We start from the raw sequence: 21,696 nt of genomic DNA, 5'->3' as shown, positions 1-21,696 counted from the left end.
CCGAAGCACGCTCGGTTGCTTTGCAAGGTGCAATCGGGACCAGGGCCTTTTAGCTGGCCATCGCCGCACCCGCGGTGATTCGAAAGGAAGTCATCATGGCTGATATCGCCACCGTCGACCAGCTCGATGCGCGCGGCAAGCGCGTGCTCGTCCGTGTCGACTTCAACGTTCCCGTGGCAGACGGCGTCTGCTCCGACGATACCCGCATCCGCGCTGCGCTGCCCACCATCGAAAAGCTCATCGACGAAGGCGCCCGCGTCATCCTCATGAGCCACCTCGGCCGTCCGTCGGGCGAGGGCTTCGAGGAGAAGTTCACGCTTCGCCCGGCCGCTTTGCGCCTCTCCGAGCTGCTCGGCCGCCCTGTTGCGTTCGCTTCCGACACCGTCGGCCCCGACGCCCAGGCCAAGGCCGCGGCCCTTCAGGATGGTCAGGTGCTCGTGCTGGAGAACCTCCGCTTCGACAAGCGCGAGAAGAAAAACGATCCCGAATTCTGCCAGGAGCTCGCCAAGCTCGGCGAAGCATACGTCAACGACGCGTTCGGCACGGCGCACCGCGCCCATGCCTCCACTGCCGGCGTCGCTGCGCTTCTGCCCGCCTATGCCGGTTACCTCATGCAGAACGAGGTCGCAACCCTCACCGGCATGCTCGATGAGCCGCATCGCCCCTTCGTCGCCATTCTGGGCGGGTCGAAGGTCTCCGACAAGATCAAGGTCATCGACGCCCTCATGGACAAGTGCGACACCCTCATTATCGGCGGCGGCATGTGCTTCACGTTTCTGCTGGCGCAGGGCAAGCAGGTGGGCACCTCGCTCAAAGAGGAGGATTGGGTCGAGCGCGCGGCGGCCATGCTGCGCAAGGCCGAGGAGCGCGGCGTGAAGCTGCTGCTTCCCGTCGACGTCGTATGCGCCGATAAGTTCGCCGAGGACGCGAACACCAAGACCGTATCCGTCGACGAAATCCCGGCCGACATGATGGGCCTCGATATCGGCCCTGAAACGGCCAAGCTGTATGCTCAGGCCATCTCGCAGGCTGCCACTGTGTTCTGGAACGGGCCCATGGGCGTGTTCGAGATGGAGGCGTTCGCGGCAGGCACGAAGGCCGTTGCCGAGGCCGTGGCCGAAAACCAGCAGGGCGACACGATCATCGGCGGTGGCGACTCCGTGGCAGCGGTCAACAAGTTCGACCTTGCCGATCGCATGACGTTCATCTCCACGGGCGGCGGTGCCAGCATGGAGCTGGTGCAGGGCGAGGCCCTTCCCGGCGTGGAGGCTCTGAAGCGCTAAGGTAATCCAAGGGGGGCGCATGCGTCCCCCTTATCGTTTTGAAAGGAGCGTGCCTCATGGCCCGCAAACCGCTTATGGCAGGAAACTGGAAGATGAACAACACCTATGCCGAGGCCGTGGTGTTGGCGCAAACCATCTCCAACAACTTCGACAAGCACTGGGCCGACTCCGTGGACGTGCTCGTGTGCCCGCCCTCCATCGATCTGAAGCCGGTCAACACGGTGTTCGAGTTCGACCATCAGCCCATTCAAATCGGCGCGCAGAACGTGTACTGGGAGCCGAATGGCGCCTTCACGGGCGAGGTATCGGTCCCCATGCTCAAGGACGTCCATTGCACATGCTCCATCGTCGGCCACTCCGAGCGCCGCGGCTACTTCGGCGAAACCAACGAGGAAGTCAACCGCAAGGTCCGTGCGCTGCTCGATGGCGGCCTGTATGCCGTAGCATGCGTCGGCGAATCGCTGTCCGTGCGCGACGAGGGCGGCGCCGAGGAGTTCGTCTGCGCCCAGGTGCGCGCCGCGTTCGCGGGCTTGGAGCCCGAGGAGGCCGCCAAGTGCGTGGTGGCATATGAGCCCATCTGGGCCATCGGCACGGGCCGCACGGCCACGCCCGAGCAGGCGCAGGACATATGCGCCGCCATCCGCGCCACGCTCGCCGACATGTTCGGCGCCGAGACCGCCGATGAGATGCGCATCCTGTACGGCGGTTCCATGAACGTCGGCAACGTCGAGCAGCTTCTCGCGCAGCCCGATATCGACGGCGGTCTGGTCGGCGGCGCCAGCCTGAAGGCCGACCAGTTCGTTCAACTGGTGAAAGCGTGCCTGTAATGAGCGCGTCGGAAAACGTCTGCGGGAAGCTTTCCCTTCCGGCATGCCTGATCATCATGGACGGCTTGGGCTTGGCGCCAGCGGGTCCGGGCAATGCCGTGTCGCTGGCATCTACGCCGGTGCTCGACCAACTGTTCGAAACCTGCTCGCACACCAAGCTTGAAGCCTCGGGAGAGGCCGTGGGCCTTCCTGAGGGTCAGATGGGCAACTCCGAGGTGGGGCATCTCAACATCGGCGCCGGCCGCGTGGTGCATCAGGAGCTCTCGCGTATCAACATGGCTTGCCGCACCGGCTCCATCTGCGATAACGCCGTGATTAACGATGCCATCGAGGCGGCAAAGGCGCCGGGTGCCGCACTGCATCTCATGGGCCTGCTCTCCGATGGCGGCGTGCATTCCAGCAACGAGCACCTGTATGCGCTCATCAAGCATGCCGTGGAAAGCGGCGTCGGCGATGTGCGCGTGCATGCGTTCATGGACGGCCGCGACGTCCCGCCGTCTAGCGGCAAGGGCTACATGCAGCAGTTGCAGGACTTCATCGTCGAGAACGGATTCCAGGACGCCGTGCGCGTGGCAAGCGTCTCGGGCCGCTATTACGCAATGGATCGCGACAAGCGTTGGGACCGTGTCGCCAAGGCGTACGAGGCCGTCGTGTGCGCAACGCCGCTCGCCGCTTCGGCCGATCCCGTCGCCGCTATGCAAGCGTCCTACGATGCCGAGGTCACCGATGAGTTCGTCGAGCCCGTGGCGCTTGACGATCGCGGTGTCGTCGATGGGGATGCCGTCGTGTTCTTCAATTTCCGCCCCGATCGCGCCCGTGAGATCACGCGTGCCATCGTCGATGATGCCTTTGACGGGTTCGATCGCGCTCGTCGGCCCCAGGTCTCGTTCGTGTGCCTGACCGAGTACGACCCGGACATCCCCGCGCCGATCGCGTTCCCCAAAACGTTCCCGGAAAACGTGCTTGCCGACGTGCTTTCCGCCGCCGGCCTGCGTCAATACCATATCGCCGAAACCGAGAAGTATGCGCACGTCACGTTCTTCCTCAACGGCGGGCGTGAGGAGCCCAAGGCGGGGGAGCAGCGAAGCCTCATCCCCAGCCCTAAGGTCGCCACGTATGATCTGCAGCCTCAGATGAGCGAACCTGAAGTCGCGAACACGTTGGCTGCGGCGATCGATGCCGATGAGGCCGATGTGTACATCGTGAACTTCGCGAATCCCGATATGGTCGGCCACACGGGCGTCATCCCTGCCGCCGTCGCCGCCGTCGAAGCGGTGGATTCCGGCGTGGGCAAGGTCGTCGACGCTATCCGCCGCAAAGGCGGGTTCGCCTTCATAACGGCCGATCACGGCAACTGCGACAAGATGATTGCCGACGATGGGACGCCCCACACGGCGCATACCACCGCGAAGGTGCCGTTCATCTTCGTGGACGGAGCCGACACCGGGCGGGTGCTCGGCGACAGGGAAGGCGCGCTGTGCGATATCGCCCCCACGTTGCTCGATGCCATGGGGCTTCCTGCTCCCGCTGAGATGACGGGACGCAGCCTGTTCGCGTAATACGTGATTTTCATGACTCTGATCGCGCCCGTTGCCGGTTTCTTGCCTGCGCGGGCGCGTTTCGTTATACTTGGTTACTTGCGTACGTAGTTATTTCGAGTGAAAGAGCATCACGTGAATCCGCTTTTGATCATCCTCATCGCCTTGCTGGTCATCTCCGGCTTGGGTCTCATCATCTTCATTCTCCTGCACTCCGGAAAGGGCACGGGCATCTCCGATATGATCGCCAGCTCCGTGTACTCTTCCCAAACCGGTACCAGTATCGTCGAGAAGAACCTCGACCGCATCACTATCATCTTCGCGGTCGTCTTCTTGCTGTCGCTTATCGCGCTCATGATTGTGTATCCGTCCGGCACTATCGCCACCCGATAAAATTTTTTGAAATTGGGTCTTGGCAAGTACGTAAGGTTCGGGTATATTAATCATCGTTGCTTTTCGGCAACAACTCGTCGGAGTGGTGGAACGGCAGACACGCAAGCTTGAGGTGCTTGTGCCCGTAACGGGTGTGCGGGTTCAAATCCCGCCTCCGACACCAGAATTCAGAAAGCGGCCATGTGGCCGCTTTTTTGTTGCCTGTTGTCGATCTAGACAGTTTGTTTGTTGTCGGCTGTAATCGAGGTAGTTGCTTGTTGTCAGTTGCCGATGGTCATCAAACCATCGTCGTCTGCGGAAACCCGCTCCTCGAACCTTCCTTCGTTGCAATTCTGAGTGCGCCATGGGCGGTAAAGCCAAAACTGAGCGTTGCCAAGGAGTGGCAAGACACCGAATTGCATGTGCGTCACGGGCATCAAAGCTAAACACAAGGTATTGGAGTATCTTGAATCTAGTCCTTCATCAGGAAAAACGGCTGCTTTGAACATGGCGTGTCGAAAAAAGTTCAAACTTTTTCAAAAAAGGGGGTTGCCAAGATTTCTGGTTCAGGTATTATATCTCCTTGCCGACGCGCCGAAAGCGCTGAAGCAAATGACTCAAGTGGGCGTTTAGCTCAGGGGGAGAGCGCTTCCCTGACACGGAAGAGGTCACAAGTTCAAATCTTGTAACGCCCACCATTTGAGATGCGGACATGGCTCAGCTGGTAGAGCATCACCTTGCCAAGGTGAGGGTCGCGGGTTCGAATCCCGTTGTCCGCTCCATTGTCTTTGACGAGCTGGTTGGGAATCCAACCAGCTCTTTATAAGACAAGACGCCAGGATGGCGACGTGGCCAAGTGGTAAGGCAGAGGCCTGCAAAGCCTTCACCCCCGGTTCGAATCCGGGCGTCGCCTCCAAATTTTTGATAACCTAACATGCGGACATGGCTCAGCTGGTAGAGCATCACCTTGCCAAGGTGAGGGTCGCGGGTTCGAATCCCGTTGTCCGCTCCATGAAATGACAGCGGTCTATAACTCGGCCGCTTTTTTATTGTTTCGGTCTGGAGGGGCTCCATAACCGCGTGAATCAACCTCGCGGCTATGTACGGTTAGGATCGAAAAGATTTTCAAAATAGGGTCTTGCAAAGATCCCTGATTCCGTTATTATATTTTCTTGCGTCTTGGCCCCCCAAGATGTGATTGTTGGAATGGGCGTTTAGCTCAGGGGGAGAGCGCTTCCCTGACACGGAAGAGGTCACAAGTTCAAATCTTGTAACGCCCACCATTTTTCAGTTTGAATCAGTTGAATGATTCATTGTGAGATTTAATTCACAACAATGAGTTTTATCTTGCGTCGATTCATTTTTCGTTTAAACTGATTTTTAGACATGCGGACATGGCTCAGCTGGTAGAGCATCACCTTGCCAAGGTGAGGGTCGCGGGTTCGAATCCCGTTGTCCGCTCCATGAATGTGTAGCGACCGAGATTATTCGGTCGCTTTTTTGTTGCATCGAAATTTGCAGCCACAAACACCTGTTCGTATGATAGGATACGCGAAAAACTAAGCGATTATCGAAGGCTGGGTAGTATGGGTCAGGATTCCATTGTCATCAAGGGCGCTCGCGAGCACAATCTGAAAAACGTCGACATCACCATCCCTCGCGACAAGCTGGTTGTGATCACCGGTTTGTCGGGTAGCGGCAAATCAAGCCTGGCGTTCGATACTATGTACGCCGAGGGGCAACGACGTTACGTGGAAAGCTTGTCCAGCTATGCACGCATGTTTTTGGGGCAGATGAGCAAACCTGACCTCGATAGCATCGATGGACTTTCCCCGGCGGTATCGATCGATCAGAAGACCACCTCTCGCAATCCCCGCTCAACGGTGGGCACTACCACTGAAATATATGATTATCTTCGCTTGCTGTACGCTCGCGTTGGCGTTCCCCATTGCCCGGAATGCGGTCGCGTTATCAAGAAGCAGACCACCGATCAGGTGACCGATGACATCCTGGCCTTGGATCCCGGCGCGAAGGCCATCATCATGGCGCCGGTGGTTGCTGGTCGTAAGGGAGAATTCACCAAGCTGTTCGCAGACTTGGCTCATGAGGGCTTCAGCCGTGTTCGTATCGATGGCGAGATAGTGAAGTTGGATGGCCAGCCTCGTACGCTCAATAAGAAGATCAAGCATTTCATCGATGTGGTGGTCGATCGCGTGCAACTCAAAGAGGCCGCAACCGGTCGTATCGCCGAAGCGGTGGAGCTTGCAACGAAGTTGGCGGAAGGCCGCGTCCTTGTGCAGGTGCTCGGTCCCGATGGCAAGCCTCAGGGCGAGGCGGGGGGTGCCTCCAGCGGAGCAAAAGGCGGTCTTGGCGAAGGCGAGTATCTGTTCTCGCTGGCATTGGCCTGTCCTGAGCACGGCCATTCCATGGACGAGCTTCAGCCGCGCGACTTCAGTTTCAACGCTCCATACGGAGCCTGTCCTGACTGTTCGGGTATCGGCAGCAGGGAAGAGGTCGATGCCAGTTTGGTGGTTCCCGACCCCTCGTTGACGTTGTCGGAGGGTGCCATCGCGCCTTTTAAGAGCGGCAACTACTACCCTCAGGTCCTTAAAGCCGTTGCATTGCATATGGGCTGCGACGAGAACACCCCGTGGGAGGACATGCCCAAAAAAGTCCAGAAGGCTTTGCTCGAAGGCTTGGGTGAGGAAAAGGTCAGGGTGGATTACACCACGGTCGATGGACGTAACACCTACTGGTTCATCGAGTGGGAGGGCGCCCTTGCCGCGGTAATGCACAAATACCAGGAGGCGCAAAGCGATACGCAGCGTGAGAAGCTGCAAAGCTACTTCGCCGTCGTTCCGTGCCCAACGTGCGGAGGAAAGCGACTGAAGCCTGAGATTCTCGCGGTCACCGTGGGCGGCAAGTCCATTCACGAGGTGTGCGAGATGAGTGCCCTGGATTGTTATCGATTCTTTAACGACTTGCATTTCGATGGCCAGCAAGGCGCGATTGCGAATCCTATCGCGAAGGAGATCGTCGCACGCTTGAAGTTCCTTGTCGATGTGGGCCTGGATTATCTGACTTTGGAGCGTGCTACTGCAACCCTTTCCGGCGGCGAAGCGCAGCGTATCCGTCTGGCTACGCAAATCGGCGCGGGCCTGATGGGCGTTCTTTACATTCTCGATGAACCTTCCATCGGCTTGCACCAGCGTGACAACGAGCGCCTTATCGGCACGCTCGAACATCTTCGCGATCTCGGTAACACCGTTATCGTCGTCGAGCACGATGAGGATACCATCCGCGCCGCCGATTATGTGGTTGACATGGGTCCGGGCGCGGGCGAGCGCGGCGGTATGGTGGTAGCTGCCGGAACGCCGGAGGAGGTGGCGGCTACGGAAGGTTCGCTCACTGCTGATTATCTTTCCGGTCGTCGCGTAATCGCCGTGCCGCAGCAACGTCGTAAGCCCAAGCGCGGATTCCTGAAACTTACCGGCGCATCCGAGAACAACTTGAACAATGTGACGCTGTCGGTTCCTTTCGGTACCTTCACCGTCATCACGGGCGTTTCCGGTAGCGGTAAAAGCTCGTTGATCACCGATACGCTGGCTCCTGCGCTGGCGAATCGCGTTAACCACGCCCACCGGCGTACGGGCGCGTATCGCAAGATCACCGGCGTCGAGAACATCGACAAGGTGATCAACATCGATCAAAGCCCTATCGGCAGGACGCCTCGCAGCAACCCCGCCACCTATATCGGCCTCTGGGATGACATCCGTGCGTTATTCGCTAGCACGCAGGAGAGCAAGGCGCACGGGTACGGCCCCGGTCGATTCAGCTTCAACGTCAGCGGGGGCCGGTGCGAAGCTTGCAAGGGCGATGGGCAGATCAAGATTGAGATGCACTTCCTCCCTGATATCTACGTGCCATGCGAGGTGTGCGAAGGTAAACGGTACAATCGCGAAACCCTGCAGGTCACCTATAGGGGTAAGAACATCTCCGAGGTGCTCGACATGACGGTCGAGGATGCCTTGCTGTTCTTTGAGAACATCCCCGGGATTAAGCGCAAGCTTCAAACGCTATTCGATGTGGGGCTTGGGTATATCCGCTTGGGGCAACCGGCTACCACGCTTTCCGGCGGCGAGGCTCAGCGCGTGAAACTGGCAAGCGAGCTGCATCGTCGTCAGACGGGCAAAACGTTCTATATATTGGACGAGCCCACTACCGGATTGCATTTCGAGGATGTGCGGCAGTTGCTCGTGGTGCTTCAGCGTCTTGTGGATGCGGGAAACACGGTGCTCGTCATCGAGCACAACCTTGACGTCATCAAAAGCGCCGACCATATCGTCGATTTGGGCCCGGAGGGCGGTGCGCGCGGCGGCACCGTGGTGGCCGAGGGAACGCCCGAGCACGTAGCTACTGTGAAGGAAAGCTACACGGGTCGATTCCTCGCTCGCATGCTGTAAAATAGTCTTGTTACATTGCGACGCCTGCCGATTTCGGTGGGCGTCTTTGACGCTAAAGAAGCAAAACCCGTCTCCGCGCAAGAGGCGGGTTTCTTATTCGGGAAGGAGCGGTAGGGGTGCATCAAGGAGCGGCTTTGCGGAGCGGGCATATGATGCGCGGTATCGTCTGCGCATTGGCTGGTTCCGTTTGCTGGGGCTTTTCCGGCACGTGCGCCCAGCTGCTCATGGGTGCTTACGGCGCGCCGGCTTATTGGATCACGTGCGTGCGCATGCTCATCTCCGCGGTATTCTTCCTCGGCGTCGTGTTCGTGAAGGACTGGCGGTCGGTGGGGGCGCTCTTCCGCGATTGGCGTTCCATGATCAGCATCGCGGCGTTCTCCATTTTCGGAATCGCGCTATGCCAGGTGAGCTATTTCAGCGTCATCCACCACACGAGCGCTGGCGTGGGCACCACCATCGAGCAGCTGGGTTTGGTGCTCATCATGCTGTGGACGTGCTTGCGCAAACGCCGACTTCCCAATCCTCGCGAGGTGCTTGGGCTCGTGTTCGCCATGGCGGGGCTCGTCCTGATCGCCACGCAAGGCGATCTTTCCCGATTGGCGCTGTCCCAACAGGGATGCTTCTGGGGCATGGTGTCGGCCGTCGCGTTGGCCTTGTATACGTTGATGCCGGTTAAGGTGCTTGCCAAATGGGGCTCGATGATGGTCACGGGGTTCGCCATGTTGTTCGGCGGAGCGGTTCTCACGCCCGTTGTGCAGCCTTGGGCCGTCCCCGTCGAGCTCACGCCTGGGTTCCTCCTTATCCTTGCGGCGGTCATCGCTGTAGGCACCTGCGCGGCTTATATGCTGTATCTTCAGGGAATCAATGACTGCGGACCTGTGAAAGCCGGGCTTCTGTGCGCCGCCGAGCCGGTTTCGGCCATGGTGCTCTCCGTGCTGTGGCTGCATAGCTCGGTGAGTACCTGGGATATGGCGGGATGCGCGTGCATCCTTGTCATGATCGTCATGGTCACCGAACTCGAGCCTAAGCGGGAAGGCGAGGGATCGGATGCCGGGCTTGCGGGCGTGGAGACGGCGCCGATTCCGCAAGATCCGCCGGTGTTCGCCGGTCGTGCGTCGGTGCTCGGATATTACAATAGCCGACCTGCAACCATAGCCGATATCGACCGCGTGGAGGCGTTGCTCAACGAGGGACATCGAGCCTTTGCCGAATTGGGCATCGACGAGGGCAAGTACAAGAAATACCCGTCCACGCGGCGTCTGGCCCGCAGCGTCAACGATGGTTCCACGTATGTGGTGGAGAATGCCGAAGGCCAGATGATCGCCGTGTTCGCCGTGTCCTTCTCGGCGGATAAGAATTATGAGCGCGGCATCAAGGGCGAATGGGTCACCGACACCGGTGCATCTCCGCAGCAGTACGCCGAGCTGCATTGGGTGGTCGTCGACAAACCGGTCCGCAGACGCGGCGTCGGGTCGTTCATCGTCGATAGCGCTTGCCGTATCGCCCGTGAGGGCGGCCGCGTAAGCCTGCGTGCCGATATCTATCCGGAGAACGAACCGATGCGTTGGCTGCTTGAAACACGAGGCTTCACGTTTTGCGGGACCATTCAGGTGCGCGATACGTTCGGGCGAGAGAAGCCGCGTTCCGCGTACGAGCTGCGCTTGAGATAGGGCGGCGTGACGGCGCCGAGCGCTATAGCGTAGCCGCTGTTTTGTTGGCGACATGGGTTCCGTTGCGGATTCTGGGTTGCCAACTACTTGTAGACGTTTACCATTGCTGAGGGTGTTTCACATCATCTATGCAAGAAAGGGCGGAGCCGCATCGACGGCTGGAAGTGAGGATAACCATGACATTGCAGTTTCGCATTGCCGACCATGGCGACTTCGATGGCATTTGGGCCGTGCTCATGGACGGCAAAGCCGCGCTAGGTCGTCTTGGCATCGATCAATGGCAAGGTGCTTATCCTACGCAGCAAATCGTGCAAGATGATATCGAAGCCGGTCACTCCTATGTGCTTGAGGAGAACGGCGAAGTAGTTGCCACCACCGTTATCGGCTTCACTGGCGAACCGGTTTACGATTCCATCGAGGGTGCATGGTTGACGGCGTCCGATTCTCGCGACCCACGATATGCCGTGTTGCATCGTGTTGCGGTTGCCCAAGGTCATGGCGGGAAGGGTCTTGGTCGCAATCTGCTGCAATCCGCCGAGCCGGTTGCCCGTCAGCGCGGGTGCGAGAGCCTGCGCATTGAAACGCATCCCGGTAACATTCCTATGCTCAAACTCATAGAGCGATGCGGCTTCAGCCGCTGCGGCATCGTGCATATCAGCCATGCGGAAGGTGCTTCCACCGACCGCGTCGCGTTTGAGAAGTTACTTTAGCGCAGGCTTTTCTGTAAACTCTGCGCGTGTGCCCGCGGAGTACGGGCGGTTTGCGGGCCATTCACTATACTTGAACCTATGTCTAACGGAACTCGTGAAAAACAAGCGCTCGGCGTATTCCTCATCCTGATCGTGCTCAGCACGTTTGGGATCGCCTGGTATATGGTTGCAGGGCATTCATGGAACGTCGCTGCATCTTCCATCGATGAAAAGGTGGGCCAGATGGAGGGGTACACCTCCATCGTGTATGCCGGCACGCTTCCCGTTCAGGCGGACGCGAAGACGCTTGATTCTCAAAACAGCCCCGATGCACAGCTTGAGGAGGGAGCGGGCTCTGCGGACACGGCCGGAAAGGCCGACGAGGGTGCTTCGGGATCCGGGAGCGCCTCCGCATCGCCCACCTCTTCTGATGCGGCCGCATCGGCCTCCTCTTCCGGTGGCAGCGTAGCTTCATCGTCTGCGGACGAGAACGCATCCGTGAGCGGCGGTTCCTCGAGTACGGGCTCTAGCAACCCTTCGAGCAAATCCAGCTCCTCGAAGGCTGCTTCGGGGCAGACGAAATCTTCCGATAGCATTGCTGTTCAAACGCATAATGATGAAGCATCCGGCTTGACGTCCGATGTCGGCAGCGTTGCGGCGCCTGTCCCCGATACCTCCGAGCAGGACGATAGCGAATCTGATCGAACTTCGGATAACGCGACGGTGCTGAAAGCCGCCACCGTCCGCGGCGGCATGGATGTTGCGAAGAGCCAGCCGGTCGCGCCTGAGCAGGTTCAGGCCAACTATGAGGAGAAGGGCGCCACGGTGTTGGTGCTCGATACGGCCGACCCGTCTCAATACAGCGATGGCGTTATCCTCAAGCGCGGCTCGAAGCGCATCGGCGTGTTCTCCGTCGATGTGCCGCTTTCCGAAAAGGCTGCCGAAGCGCGTGTCAAATACTTCCGCGATTGCAAGGTCGACCTTGTCGTGTGCATTTCGTCGGTTCGCACCTATGTGCGCAACCTCCAAGGCGCCGATATCGTGATCACGCTGCAGGATGAGGAAGTCTCCACGATGGGCGGTAACTCCAACGGGTCCTTTTTCGTGAACGCGCCTCACGTGGATAGCGTCGGTGCCATTCTGGTGTCTCCGAGCAATGTCGTGTCCGCAAAGGTCATCGAAAGCCTGTAGCCGGCAGGTTGCTCGCTTCTTTGTCCTTTCCTTCGTTGGGCGTCGTTCGTATTCTTCTAGGCTCTGTTGCTTGCCGAGTATCGCTTACATTGCCTCGCCATCCTTTGCGGCTGTTTCACCTTGTTGCCAACTGGCTGACCTCGATGCGTACCGGGGGTCGGTTCGTCGTGCCGCTTCGTGGCATTGTCTCTAACGTCCCGGACGGATTTTCAGTCTTAGCCTTAGGTCCCCATCGTATCTCATAGCCGCACTGCGTCTGGGTTTAGCGGGGAAGCTTTTTAGAATTGCTTGGTGACTTAACGGGCCGCTGATGATGTTGCGCCAACTGCGATCGCGGAACCGTATCCGTGAGTTTAGCCCCTGCCTCGCATATGCCATCAAGCGCATTCTCGACTTAGAATATGCAGTTTCAGAACGCCACGATGCAGGAAATTCGTCCAATGATGATGCGTTTTCAGGTCGATATCTCTTCGAACCGTTGGTAAGCCGATATGAATCGGTTGTCAAACAAGTAAACACATAATGAAAACTGTCTAATCCCCCGTATTTAACATGATTATCGCAATAGGAATAGCCGAGTAATTGGAAGCATTCATATAGGAAAAAAATAGACAAACCCGCAGAATGGTCCAATTATTTCTAACCCGTTCAGGGGGATTTGTTCCAAATGGGTGCATTTGTGCACCATTTGGCGGAATGGTGTCAGTTTCGTATCAAATTATGCATTAGCATGAATAAGTATCCGTAGACGCACGATACGGATACGCGATGCGCCGCCTCGGCGCCTTCTCCCCGCAGCCTCCAATCGGCAAGAGGGCACGGTGGGCGGTTTCGCATCGGTTTTTAGACGAGTGCAAGACGAGTAGGAAAGGAGTGAGGGGCATGAACCTGTCACGCAGGGGCTTTTTCAAAGCAACCGGCGCTGCGCTGGCAACCACGATGGCGTTCGAGCTTTCCTCGCAGACCCAGGCGTTCGCGTCTGAGTCCAAGCAAGACTGGAAGCTGGTGAACACCGAAGAGTACACCAACATCTGCTGCTATTGCGCAGGTGGTTGCGGTTCTCTGCTGTCGGTGCGCGACGGCGAGCTGGTCAACCTGGAAGGCGACCCCGACCATCCCATCAACGAGGGCGGCCTGTGCCCGAAGGGCGCTACCATGTTCCAGCTGCGCAACGTGGTCGACCCCGAGACGCGCGAAGTTATCAAGAATCCGAAGCGCTCGACGCGCCCGCTGGTGCGCCGTCCCGGCGCAAGCGACTGGGAGGACATCTCCTGGGATGACGCCATCGCCGAGATCGCCCGCAAGGTCAAGGACACGCGCGATGCCTCGTTCATCGAGAAGAACGACAACGGCCTGACGGTGAACTACACCCCGGCCATCGCAAGCCTGGGCGGTTCCCAGGAAAACTCCGAGGAGGAATACCTGATCCTCAAGATGATGCGCTCCCTGGGCGTCATCGCCATCGACAATCAGGCTCGTGTTTGACACGGCCCCACTGTTGCCGGTCTGGCAGCTTCATTCGGTCGTGGCTCCATGACGAGCCATTGGTGCGACTTCCAAAACACCGACGTCATCTTGAATTGCGGTTCCAACTCCGTTGAGAATCACCCCGTAAGCGCGCTGTGGCTAGAGAAGGCTCATGAGCAGGGCGCTAAGTGGATCGTCGTCGATCCGCGCTACACCCGTACGGCCGAGCAGGCCGATATCTGGTGCCCCATCCGTTCCGGCACCGACATCGCGTTCTACGGCGGCATGTACAACTACATCATCGAGCACCTCATCGAGCCGAACCTGGCCAAGTACCAGGAAACCGGCGACATGAGCGAGTACAACTTCGAGTACCTGCTCAACTACACCAACGCTTCCTACATCCTTGATCCCGACTACAAGTTCGATCCCGAGACGGGTCTGTTCAGCGGGTGGAACGAGAAGACCAAGACGTACAACGCCCACAGCTGGCATTACGAGACCGAGTCCACCGAGGACTGGGACACCAGCGAGAACGGCGCATACGCCTGGGTTAAGAAGCCCGGCACCCCTGAGTTCACCACGCCGACGCTCACCAACCCCAAGAAGGACATGACGCTGCAAGACCCCATGTGCGTCTACCAGCAGTTCAAGAAGCACTATTCCCGTTACACGCTCGACACCGTTTGCGGTATCTGCGGTATAGACAAGGATGTTCTCGAACTCGTCTACAAAACCTATACCTCTACCGCCAAGCCCGGTAAGGCCGGCACCGTGCTCTACGCGCTCGGCCAGACCCAGCACACCTATGGCGCCCAGAACACGCGCGCCATGTCCGTGATGCAGCTGCTGCTTGGCAACATCGGCATCCCCGGCGGCGGCGTGAACGCGCTGCGCGGCGAGCCCAACGTTCAGGGTGCAACGGACATGGGCATGATGGTCAACGAGCATCCCGCTTACCTGAAGTGGGCGAACACCACCGATCGCGCAAGCCTGCGCAAGTGGCTGGAGTCTCAGACCTATTCCGACGGCTACTACACCAACAAGCCTAAGTTCATCGTCTCCTCCCTGAAGGAGTGGTTCGGCGAGAACGCCACCGTGGACAACGACTACGGTTACGACTGGTGGCCGAAGGTCCCGTCCGAGACGGGTGCCGTCGACTACACGCATATCTCCACGTTCGAGCTCATGCAGCAGGGCGTTATCAAGGGCTACTTCAACTGGGGCATGAACCCCTGCCATTCGGCCCCGAACGCCGGCAACGTGCGCCGTTCCATGGCCAACCTCGATTGGCTGGTCGTCGCCGACCAGGTCATCACCGAGTCCGCCAGCTTCTGGAACGCGCCGGATATGAACCCGTCCGAGATCGACACCACGGTGTACTATCTGCCGTGCGCGCTGATCTACGAGAAGCCGGGTATCATCCTGAACTCCGGCCGCTGGATCCAGTACCGCTACCAGGCCGTCGAGCCGTGGGACCAGGCCAAGCCCGACTACGAGATGTGCGACCTTCTGTGGACCGCTATCTGCGACCTGTACAAGAAGGAGGGCGGCGCCAACCCCGATCCGATCCTCAAGACCAAGTGGGACTACTACGTTGACGGCAAGATTGACCCGCGCCCTGTGGCGTGGGCCCTCAACGGCTACCGCGTGGCCGGCACCGAGTGCAACACCGATTCCGCCAACCCGAAGACCGATCTGCTCAAGGGCTACGCCGAGCTGGGCGCCGACGGTTCCACCGCTTGCGCGATGTGGATCTACTCCGGTATGTGGAACAACAACGATGCTCCGCTTGACCCGGCCGAGCAGCCGCTGTGCCGCCGCAACACCGAGGACAAGTCCGGCATCGGCCTGAACTCCGAGTGGGCGTTCAGCTGGCCGAGCAACCGCCGTATCCTGTACAACCGCAACAGCTGCGACATGCAGGGCAAGCCTTGGAACGAGGACAAGAAGCTCATGGAGTGGAACGGCGAGAAGTGGATCCTGGTCGACCAGGCCGACTTCGTCGCGGTCAAGGGCGACAAGCCGGTTCCGCCGAACAACAAGACCTTCTTCATGTTGTGGGAGCAGAACGCTCGTCTGGAGAGCTACGGCATGGTCGACGGCCCGCTGCCCGAGCACTTCGAGCCCTTCGAGTCCCCGTGCGACGAAAACCCGCTCAACGGCGCGTTCCATAACCCGTGCGCGTTCGGCACGCAGTACGCGTCCACGAAGCAGGGCACCAAGGAGCAGTATCCGATCGTGGCCACCACGTACTCCGTCACCGAGCATTGGCGGACCGGCGGCCAGACCCGTCTGTGCCCGGCGCTCGTGGAGTCCATGCCGGCCCAGTTCGTCGAGATGAGCGAGGAGTTCGCTGCTGAGAAGGGCATCAAGAACGGCGATGAGGTGCGCGTGTTCAATAACCGCGGTTCGGTCGTCGTGCCCGCACTGGTCACGAAGCGCATGCAGCCGATGAACGTCAACGGCAAGGTGCAGCACCAGGTCGGCTTGACCCATCACTTCGGCTGGGCCGACCTGTACGGTACGGGCGACGTGGTCAACGACCTGACGCCCAACGTCGGCGACCCGAACTCGTTCACGCCTGAATACAAGGCGTTCCTCGTTGATATCGAGAAGGCATAAGGGGGATTGACATGACTGAAAAGGCTATTTATTTCGATTCCTCCAAGTGCACCGCCTGCAAGGGCTGCCAGGTTGCCTGCAAGACGTGGAACAACCTGCCGAGCCCCTTGGGCACGAATGAGACCAAGTGGTCCGGCACGCATCAGAACCCGGCCGACCTCAACGGCGACACCCGCCTGATCATCACCTTCAACGAGCTTGAGGGCGATAGCAAGATCAAGCCGGTGAAGTGGGCGTTCGGCCGTCGCGCATGCCAGCATTGCACCGATGCCCCGTGTGCGTCGGTGTGCCCCGGCGGCGCGCTCGTGCGCAACGAGGAGACCGGCTTCGTGGAGGTTTACCAGGACAAGTGCGTCGGCTGCCAGTACTGCCACAGCGTCTGCCCGTTCGATGTGCCGCGCTACGAGTCCAATGGTCTGCTCGACAAGACCGTCATCGACAAGTGCACGGGTTGCGCTGACCGCGTGGCCCACGGTATGGCGCCGGCGTGCGTTTCCGCATGCCAGCCCAACGCCCTGCAGTTCGGCGATCGCGACGAGATGATCGCCAAGGGCAAGGAGAAGGTCGCCTGGCTGCATGAGAACGGCTATCCCGATGCCTGCCTGTACGGCGAGCGCGAGATGGGCGGCTTGCACGTCATCCAGGTGCTCAAGTACGGCATCGACGCACATGACCAGGTGCAGGACCCGCAGGCTCCCGCAACGGCTCAGCTCACCCAGATCATCAAGCCGGTCACCGGCGCCATCTCCGGTCTGACTGTTGCCGGCCTGGCCGTTATGTTCGGCCTGGCCATCGGCTACAAGCGCGATAAGCTGGCGTACAACCCCGAGACCGAGGATACGGTGTCGGTGATCACCGGCGACGTGGTGCAGCACGGCGACCCGCAGGACGATAAGACGGTGATGGAGCACATAACCGAGAACCTTCCGATCGGTAAGAAGGGGGACAAATAATGAGCCACTCCGTTAACGTTTCCCCGGAAGCCCGCGCCAAGGACGCGGCGTTCCTCCAGGAGCGCGCGGCATCCGGCAAGGAGAAGTACATCGTCCGTCATTCCAAGCAGGCGCGCCTGACGCATGGCATCACGGTCATCGCGTGCATCCTGCTTGCCATCTCGGGCCTGTTCGTGTTCGTTCCGCAGCTTGCGCAGGCGGTAGGCGCCGATACGGTCTTCGTCATCCGCATGTCGCATCGCGTGCTCGGCTTCATCTTCGTGCTGGTGCCCCTTATCAGCGCGATCATGGCTCCGAAGGGCGTGGCCCACATCTTCAAGAACCTGTTCGCGAAATGGAACAGCGACGACAAGAAGTGGATGCTGCTGTTCTTCCCGTACCTGTTCATGGCGAAGTGGATCCACATGCCCGACCAGGACGAGGTGAAGTCCGGCCAGCGTTTCGCCGATGGTATGCTGTGGGTGGCTGGCGCGCTCATGGGCATCACGGGCCTGATCTTGGTCGCCGGTTCGACCATCGTCGACCTGGGCACGGGCTATGGCGTGGTGCTGTTCCTGCACGACCTGGGCTTTTTGCTCATCGCCGTGTTCGGTTTGGCCCATATCTTCCTGGGCGGCGGCATCTTCCAGCCCTATCGCGGCACGTACAAGCTGATGTTCGGCAACGGTTTGGTTTCCGAAGCCGATGCTCTGTACCACTGGGGCCATTGGGCTCGTAAGGAGATCGCCTCCGGCAAGAACGTGGTCGAGAAGGATGCCAAGTAGCTCCTGATCGTCTATGAAACCATGATGGGCGGCGCGTGATGCGCCGCCCATCTATCCGGTAGCCCGGTGCTTCGCAGACGCTTCCCCTTGTGGAGGTGAGCGTCGGGCTACCGTTTATCTTGGATGTGCCGTGCTGGTGCGCAGCTGGATGGCATGACGTGCATGCAGCTGTTTGCCAACAGGCTTCGGTCGCGTCGGCGTGTTCCGCAGGTGTTTTGCGGCTCATGTTCGGCTCGATCGTTTCAACGAGATGAAAGCGGTAATCAACTATGGATCTTAATCACATCGATATGGCCATGAAGGCGTATCTGCCTAAGCTCTCCGAGTCCGAGCAGGAACGCTTGCGCTTCTTCCGCACCTTGTGGGGTGTGCAGGCTGAGGTGCAGAAGGAACATGCCGCTAAGGTCGAGCATGTGGTTCCCGATGCAGGCGCGCTCAAGGAGTGCTCGAATGCCGAGCAGCCGGTGCTGCGCGCGTATCCTGCCGACATCCCGGCTGATGCGCTGGCAGATGCTGCTGAGCGTTTAGCGGGTGCCATGACGGTGTTCGAGCAGTTCGACCAGGCAACGCGCGATGCGCTTGCGGGTGTGCGTTGGGACCGTTTGGTGGCGGCATCGGACATGAAGCTTGCCGGAAACGACCCTTCCGCATACGTAGAAGCGTTCGCGGGCCTTTTGCAAGATGATGGGCTCGGTGAGGATGCCGGGCGTATGGGTGCAGCCGTTGTTTCGCTGGCGCTCCGTGCGCTGTTGGAGCCCATTGCCCAGGAGGTGCAGGCGGCGCGTGTTGACGGGAATGCCGATCAGCCGTATCCGGTTCACTGCCCGGTCTGCGGGTGCGAGGCGTCCGTGGCGCATGTCGGCCAGGCGGGCACGAAGACCAAGGGCCGCGGCCGTGCGCTGTGGTGCGCGCAGTGCGGTTGCGTCTGGGATATCGAGCGCGTGCGTTGCGCTCGCTGCGGCACGCAGAATCAGGGCCATTTGCATTTCTTCAACGTCGAGGGCGACGATGATCACCGCATTGCCACGTGCGATGAGTGCGGCGGCTATGTGAGAACCGTCTACCAAGAGGATGGTCCCATGGCGCAGCTGTATCCGTTCAGCTACGAGGTCGAGGACGTGGTCATGGCCAAGCTTGACCTGATCGCATATCGTCAGCTTGTGGCACAGGAGGCGCAGCAGGATTAGCCGTTAAGCTGCATTTTTCCGTTATCCGTTTGAAGGCAGGGGTTTCGACCCCTGCCTTTTTCGCGCTTTGGGGCAAAGCTGTTCGAGGCACGTTCCCGTTCTTGATTTCGATTTCGGCAACCCTTGTCTTTCAAAATTCTATTCAGGCCAAAACTGAAGTCGAAGCATCTTTCCCGTCAAGGGACATGGGCATTTGCTTGCAGATTTGGAAAAGCCGCGCGTTATTAGGCTTCGTTGAGGGAACGTCGGTTAGGTATCCTTTTATTTGATACGAGGGTTTGCGATTTTGGCCCAAACTGAATAAATATGACTTTCAAGAGCCTCTCAACAGGGAAAACGCTAACTATACTCAATTTGCACGACAGAATTAATGGGGGCTTTAGGTACGAAATCACAGGTTTGCATGATAGACGCGATCATTCTCTGACGGCATCATCGGTTGCGTTGAAACGAGCTGACGGGTGCGATCGCCTGTCACGTTACAAGCGATGCGGGCAACGTCGATCCCGCTTTGCAACATCCTAAAAGGAGGAGTCGTCAATGAAGTTTTTGGGCATGGGTGTTCCCGAGCTGCTTATCATCCTGGTCGTCGTTCTGCTTATCTTCGGCCCGAAGAATCTTCCCAAGCTCGGCAGCGCCATCGGCAAGTCCGTTAAAAGCCTGCGCGAGGGCATGACCTCCGACGAGGGTAAGCCCGAGATCGACCTCGATGAGGACGAGGAAGTGGAGGAGGAGCCGAAGAAGAAGGCTGTGAAGGCCGCCAAGAAGGCTCCCGCCGCAAGCGAGGAATAGGATTTCCTTGGGGGCGTCAAGCCTCCGTTATCGGAAATACAGCAAACAGCGAAACGCCCGCGCAAGGTTTTGCACGGGCGTTTCGCTCTATCCTGGTTCGCAGTTTTGATGGGAGCGGGATTTGCGTGGTGATGGCGTCCTCGGTTTCGCTCATGGGTCCCTCTTCGGGGCAGGGGCAGACGGCCATCCGAAGTTCATCGATGGCTCATCTCAGACTGTAATGGGCTGAGACGATGGCGATGTGGTCTGTGGGGGGCGCGAATGACCGGGAGCTCGGATTTGCCCGGGTAATCTTGTGGTCCCTTGCGTGCAGCCGAGGTCTGAACGGTGCTTGCTGGTACACTTCAGAGTATGCAGAATTCTTCAACCCATCATACCGGCGCACCTGAGACGCGCTTCGATCACACTCTTGTGCGTACGCTGCTCGGGTACGCGTGCCATCAGGCGTTCATGTTCGCGCTCTTCTACATGGGATGGAACAGCGCGCTCGCCGTTGGCGGCTTCACTTTTGAACGCATCGATTTGCTCATCACCTTGCTTGCTGCGGCCGTCACCCTCATCGTGCTGCGCGCCGTTGCCCTGCGCGTGCGCGATGTGCTGCTGAACCGTTCGCTTATGTGGTGCTATGCGGTGTTGCTGGCCATCGGTTCCTCCGTTTCCCTTCCCGCCGAATACGGCCTTGCCTCAATGGCTATGGAAGGCGTTTTGGTGGGCGTTCCCTTCGCCTGCATGCTTGCGGCGTGGGGCAGGGCGCTCGGTGCCCGATCGCATGGGGAAAGCTCCCGTGGCGTGTTGCTTGCAACTGCCGTCGCCGCCGTTTTCACGTTCCTGCTCGCCGTCGTCTGTTCGCAGGCTCCGCTCGCTGCTGCGGTGGCGAACCTGCTTCCCTTTGGCAGCGCTTGGGCGCTTGTCGGCGTCGAGCCGTTGCTTTCGAGCGAGCGCGTCGAGGAGAACGCGGACTCGCAAAAAAAACCTGCTCTCACTATCGCGACGCTGCTCGCCTCAAAACAGCAGCGGGCTGAGACGCATCGCATTTCGCGCAAGGTCGTAGGCGGATCCGTTGTGTTCGGCTTGGCAGGCGGGCTCATGGAAACCTATGCTTCGGATCCGGGTAGCGTCGCCACACCTACGTTTGCGGCGACGTTGCTGCTGCTGGCGCTGTTCTGCGCCGGGTCGTTGCAGGTTGTGGGCGTGACTGCCCGCCGTAGCGGGTCCGATGGCGAAGTGAGCAGGCTTTTGGTTGGCGTATATCGTCTCGCGTTGCTGCTTATGATGACAGGGTACCTGTTCATGCCGGTCTTAGAGCCTTTCGGTGTCCCGGGAGATTCCATCGTGCTTGCGGGGTACTTGGGCCTTTCCGCCGTACTCGTTTCGCTGTTCGTGTTGATGGCGAAGCTGACCGGCATGGACGCCGCACTTTCCTTCTCCAGGGGTTTTGCCGCGCTCTACCTTGGCGAAGCGGGAGGATTGGCGCTCGGCAATGTTTTGCAGATCGCCTCTCCTTCGGGCGACATCCCCTTCGCCGTTGCCTCTTGCGCGGGTTTCGCAACGTTGTTCGCGTACCTGTTCCTTTTCACCGAGGGGGACTTCTTGGCGCTGTCCCGCATCGCCAAGCAGGCCGATCGGTTCGAGGATGCTTGCCGTGTCATGGCTTCCAAGTTCAAGCTTTCCAAGCGCGAATCCGAGATTTTGCCGTTGGCGCTTCGCGGCCGTACGGGCGAGCGCATGGCGGCGGAGCTGTTCATCGCAAAAAGCACCGTTGATACGCATTTGCGCCGCATTTACGGGAAATGCGGTGTACATAGCCGACAAGAGTTGATCGACCTGGGCGAACGCGAATCCCAGGCATTGTTATCCGGTAAGGAGTCGTGATCC

16 protein-coding genes and 7 tRNA genes are annotated in these 21,696 nt (G+C 59.3%); all 23 read left to right on the top strand.

What is annotated here, in order from left to right:
- Nucleotides 1–95: 95 nt before the first annotated feature.
- Entirely contained in the window at nucleotides 96–1,283 is a 1,188-nt protein-coding gene (locus tag SFHG_RS04635) for a phosphoglycerate kinase (protein WP_042434347.1), read from the top strand.
- 56 nt (nucleotides 1,284–1,339) lie between these two features.
- The gene (gene tpiA / locus SFHG_RS04630) at nucleotides 1,340–2,110 is read left to right on the top strand and encodes a triose-phosphate isomerase (protein ID WP_042434344.1); all 771 of its coding nucleotides are present in this window, start codon (nucleotides 1,340–1,342) and stop codon (nucleotides 2,108–2,110) included.
- Nucleotides 2,110–3,669, top strand: coding sequence for a 2,3-bisphosphoglycerate-independent phosphoglycerate mutase (gene gpmI, locus SFHG_RS04625; RefSeq protein WP_042434341.1), 1,560 nt, complete (start codon nucleotides 2,110–2,112; stop codon nucleotides 3,667–3,669). Before tpiA ends, gpmI begins: the two co-directional genes overlap by 1 nt.
- Nucleotides 3,670–3,783: 114 nt before the next feature.
- Nucleotides 3,784–4,041 (top strand): preprotein translocase subunit SecG, encoded by a 258-nt coding sequence (gene secG, locus SFHG_RS04620; protein ID WP_042434338.1) that lies wholly within the window; start codon nucleotides 3,784–3,786, stop codon nucleotides 4,039–4,041.
- 76 nt (nucleotides 4,042–4,117) lie between these two features.
- Nucleotides 4,118–4,204: transfer RNA gene (locus SFHG_RS04615), tRNA-Leu, on the top strand.
- A gap of 19 nt (nucleotides 4,205–4,223) precedes the next feature.
- Complete coding sequence (locus tag SFHG_RS10600) at nucleotides 4,224–4,466, top strand: hypothetical protein (RefSeq protein ID WP_148514757.1); 243 nt, start codon at nucleotides 4,224–4,226, stop codon at nucleotides 4,464–4,466.
- Nucleotides 4,467–4,643: 177 nt separating this feature from the next.
- Nucleotides 4,644–4,718: transfer RNA gene (locus SFHG_RS04610), tRNA-Val, on the top strand.
- 8 nt (nucleotides 4,719–4,726) lie between these two features.
- A tRNA-Gly gene (locus SFHG_RS04605) sits at nucleotides 4,727–4,802 on the top strand.
- A 60-nt stretch (nucleotides 4,803–4,862) separates the two neighbouring features.
- Nucleotides 4,863–4,936: transfer RNA gene (locus SFHG_RS04600), tRNA-Cys, on the top strand.
- Nucleotides 4,937–4,956: 20 nt separating this feature from the next.
- A tRNA-Gly gene (locus tag SFHG_RS04595) sits at nucleotides 4,957–5,032 on the top strand.
- A 196-nt stretch (nucleotides 5,033–5,228) separates the two neighbouring features.
- Nucleotides 5,229–5,303: transfer RNA gene (locus tag SFHG_RS04590), tRNA-Val, on the top strand.
- Nucleotides 5,304–5,408: 105 nt separating this feature from the next.
- Nucleotides 5,409–5,484: transfer RNA gene (locus tag SFHG_RS04585), tRNA-Gly, on the top strand.
- Between the two features lie 122 nt (nucleotides 5,485–5,606).
- Nucleotides 5,607–8,483, top strand: a complete 2,877-nt coding sequence (gene uvrA / locus SFHG_RS04580; protein ID WP_042434334.1) for an excinuclease ABC subunit UvrA — start codon at nucleotides 5,607–5,609, stop codon at nucleotides 8,481–8,483.
- 134 nt (nucleotides 8,484–8,617) lie between these two features.
- Nucleotides 8,618–10,153 (top strand): GNAT family N-acetyltransferase, encoded by a 1,536-nt coding sequence (locus SFHG_RS04575; protein WP_202898091.1) that lies wholly within the window; start codon nucleotides 8,618–8,620, stop codon nucleotides 10,151–10,153.
- Nucleotides 10,154–10,329: 176 nt separating this feature from the next.
- Nucleotides 10,330–10,863 carry a GNAT family N-acetyltransferase gene (locus tag SFHG_RS04570; protein ID WP_148514756.1) on the top strand — a complete coding sequence of 178 codons (534 nt, stop codon included), beginning with the start codon at nucleotides 10,330–10,332 and terminating at the stop codon, nucleotides 10,861–10,863.
- 222 nt (nucleotides 10,864–11,085) lie between these two features.
- Nucleotides 11,086–12,033 carry a hypothetical protein gene (locus SFHG_RS10090; protein ID WP_148514755.1) on the top strand — a complete coding sequence of 316 codons (948 nt, stop codon included), beginning with the start codon at nucleotides 11,086–11,088 and terminating at the stop codon, nucleotides 12,031–12,033.
- Between the two features lie 882 nt (nucleotides 12,034–12,915).
- Nucleotides 12,916–13,518 (top strand): molybdopterin-binding domain-containing protein, encoded by a 603-nt coding sequence (locus SFHG_RS11290; RefSeq protein WP_042434327.1) that lies wholly within the window; start codon nucleotides 12,916–12,918, stop codon nucleotides 13,516–13,518.
- 48 nt (nucleotides 13,519–13,566) lie between these two features.
- Complete coding sequence (locus SFHG_RS04555) at nucleotides 13,567–16,125, top strand: molybdopterin-dependent oxidoreductase (protein WP_042434324.1); 2,559 nt, start codon at nucleotides 13,567–13,569, stop codon at nucleotides 16,123–16,125.
- Nucleotides 16,126–16,136: 11 nt separating this feature from the next.
- Nucleotides 16,137–17,078 (top strand): 4Fe-4S dicluster domain-containing protein, encoded by a 942-nt coding sequence (locus SFHG_RS04550; RefSeq protein ID WP_042434320.1) that lies wholly within the window; start codon nucleotides 16,137–16,139, stop codon nucleotides 17,076–17,078.
- Nucleotides 17,078–17,842: a cytochrome b/b6 domain-containing protein gene (locus SFHG_RS04545; protein WP_052297803.1), complete on the top strand. Its 765-nt coding sequence runs from the start codon at nucleotides 17,078–17,080 to the stop codon at nucleotides 17,840–17,842. Before SFHG_RS04550 ends, SFHG_RS04545 begins: the two co-directional genes overlap by 1 nt.
- Before the next feature lie 269 nt (nucleotides 17,843–18,111).
- A complete protein-coding gene (locus tag SFHG_RS04540) occupies nucleotides 18,112–19,029 on the top strand; it encodes a formate dehydrogenase accessory protein FdhE (protein WP_042434318.1) in 918 nt (305 codons plus the stop codon).
- 540 nt (nucleotides 19,030–19,569) lie between these two features.
- Nucleotides 19,570–19,821, top strand: a complete 252-nt coding sequence (tatA, locus tag SFHG_RS04535) for a twin-arginine translocase TatA/TatE family subunit (RefSeq protein ID WP_042434316.1) — start codon at nucleotides 19,570–19,572, stop codon at nucleotides 19,819–19,821.
- Between the two features lie 351 nt (nucleotides 19,822–20,172).
- On the top strand, nucleotides 20,173–21,693 hold the full coding sequence (locus tag SFHG_RS04530; RefSeq protein ID WP_042434313.1) for a helix-turn-helix transcriptional regulator: 1,521 nt from the start codon (nucleotides 20,173–20,175) through the stop codon (nucleotides 21,691–21,693).
- The last annotated feature ends 3 nt before the right edge of the window (nucleotides 21,694–21,696 follow it).

The organism is Senegalimassilia anaerobia JC110 (genome assembly GCF_000236865.1).
Classification (GTDB): domain Bacteria; phylum Actinomycetota; class Coriobacteriia; order Coriobacteriales; family Eggerthellaceae; genus Senegalimassilia; species Senegalimassilia anaerobia.
The sequence above is the reverse complement of the archived record's forward strand: the minus strand, read 5'-3'. Positions and strand labels throughout refer to the sequence as shown.

What these genes read in the sequence shown, in the direction of transcription:
- SFHG_RS04635 (WP_042434347.1), top strand. Translation starts at nt 96, where the DNA reads ATGGCTGATATCGCCACCGTCGACCAGCTCGATGCGCGCGGCAAGCGC.
- tpiA (WP_042434344.1), top strand. Translation starts at nt 1,340, where the DNA reads ATGGCCCGCAAACCGCTTATGGCAGGAAACTGGAAGATGAACAACACC.
- gpmI (WP_042434341.1), top strand. Translation starts at nt 2,110, where the DNA reads ATGAGCGCGTCGGAAAACGTCTGCGGGAAGCTTTCCCTTCCGGCATGC.
- uvrA (WP_042434334.1), top strand. Translation starts at nt 5,607, where the DNA reads ATGGGTCAGGATTCCATTGTCATCAAGGGCGCTCGCGAGCACAATCTG.
- SFHG_RS04570 (WP_148514756.1), top strand. Translation starts at nt 10,330, where the DNA reads ATGACATTGCAGTTTCGCATTGCCGACCATGGCGACTTCGATGGCATT.
- SFHG_RS10090 (WP_148514755.1), top strand. Translation starts at nt 11,086, where the DNA reads ATGGAGGGGTACACCTCCATCGTGTATGCCGGCACGCTTCCCGTTCAG.
- SFHG_RS11290 (WP_042434327.1), top strand. Translation starts at nt 12,916, where the DNA reads ATGAACCTGTCACGCAGGGGCTTTTTCAAAGCAACCGGCGCTGCGCTG.
- SFHG_RS04555 (WP_042434324.1), top strand. Translation starts at nt 13,567, where the DNA reads ATGACGAGCCATTGGTGCGACTTCCAAAACACCGACGTCATCTTGAAT.
- SFHG_RS04550 (WP_042434320.1), top strand. Translation starts at nt 16,137, where the DNA reads ATGACTGAAAAGGCTATTTATTTCGATTCCTCCAAGTGCACCGCCTGC.
- SFHG_RS04545 (WP_052297803.1), top strand. Translation starts at nt 17,078, where the DNA reads ATGAGCCACTCCGTTAACGTTTCCCCGGAAGCCCGCGCCAAGGACGCG.
- SFHG_RS04540 (WP_042434318.1), top strand. Translation starts at nt 18,112, where the DNA reads ATGGATCTTAATCACATCGATATGGCCATGAAGGCGTATCTGCCTAAG.
- tatA (WP_042434316.1), top strand. Translation starts at nt 19,570, where the DNA reads ATGAAGTTTTTGGGCATGGGTGTTCCCGAGCTGCTTATCATCCTGGTC.
- SFHG_RS04530 (WP_042434313.1), top strand. Translation starts at nt 20,173, where the DNA reads ATGCAGAATTCTTCAACCCATCATACCGGCGCACCTGAGACGCGCTTC.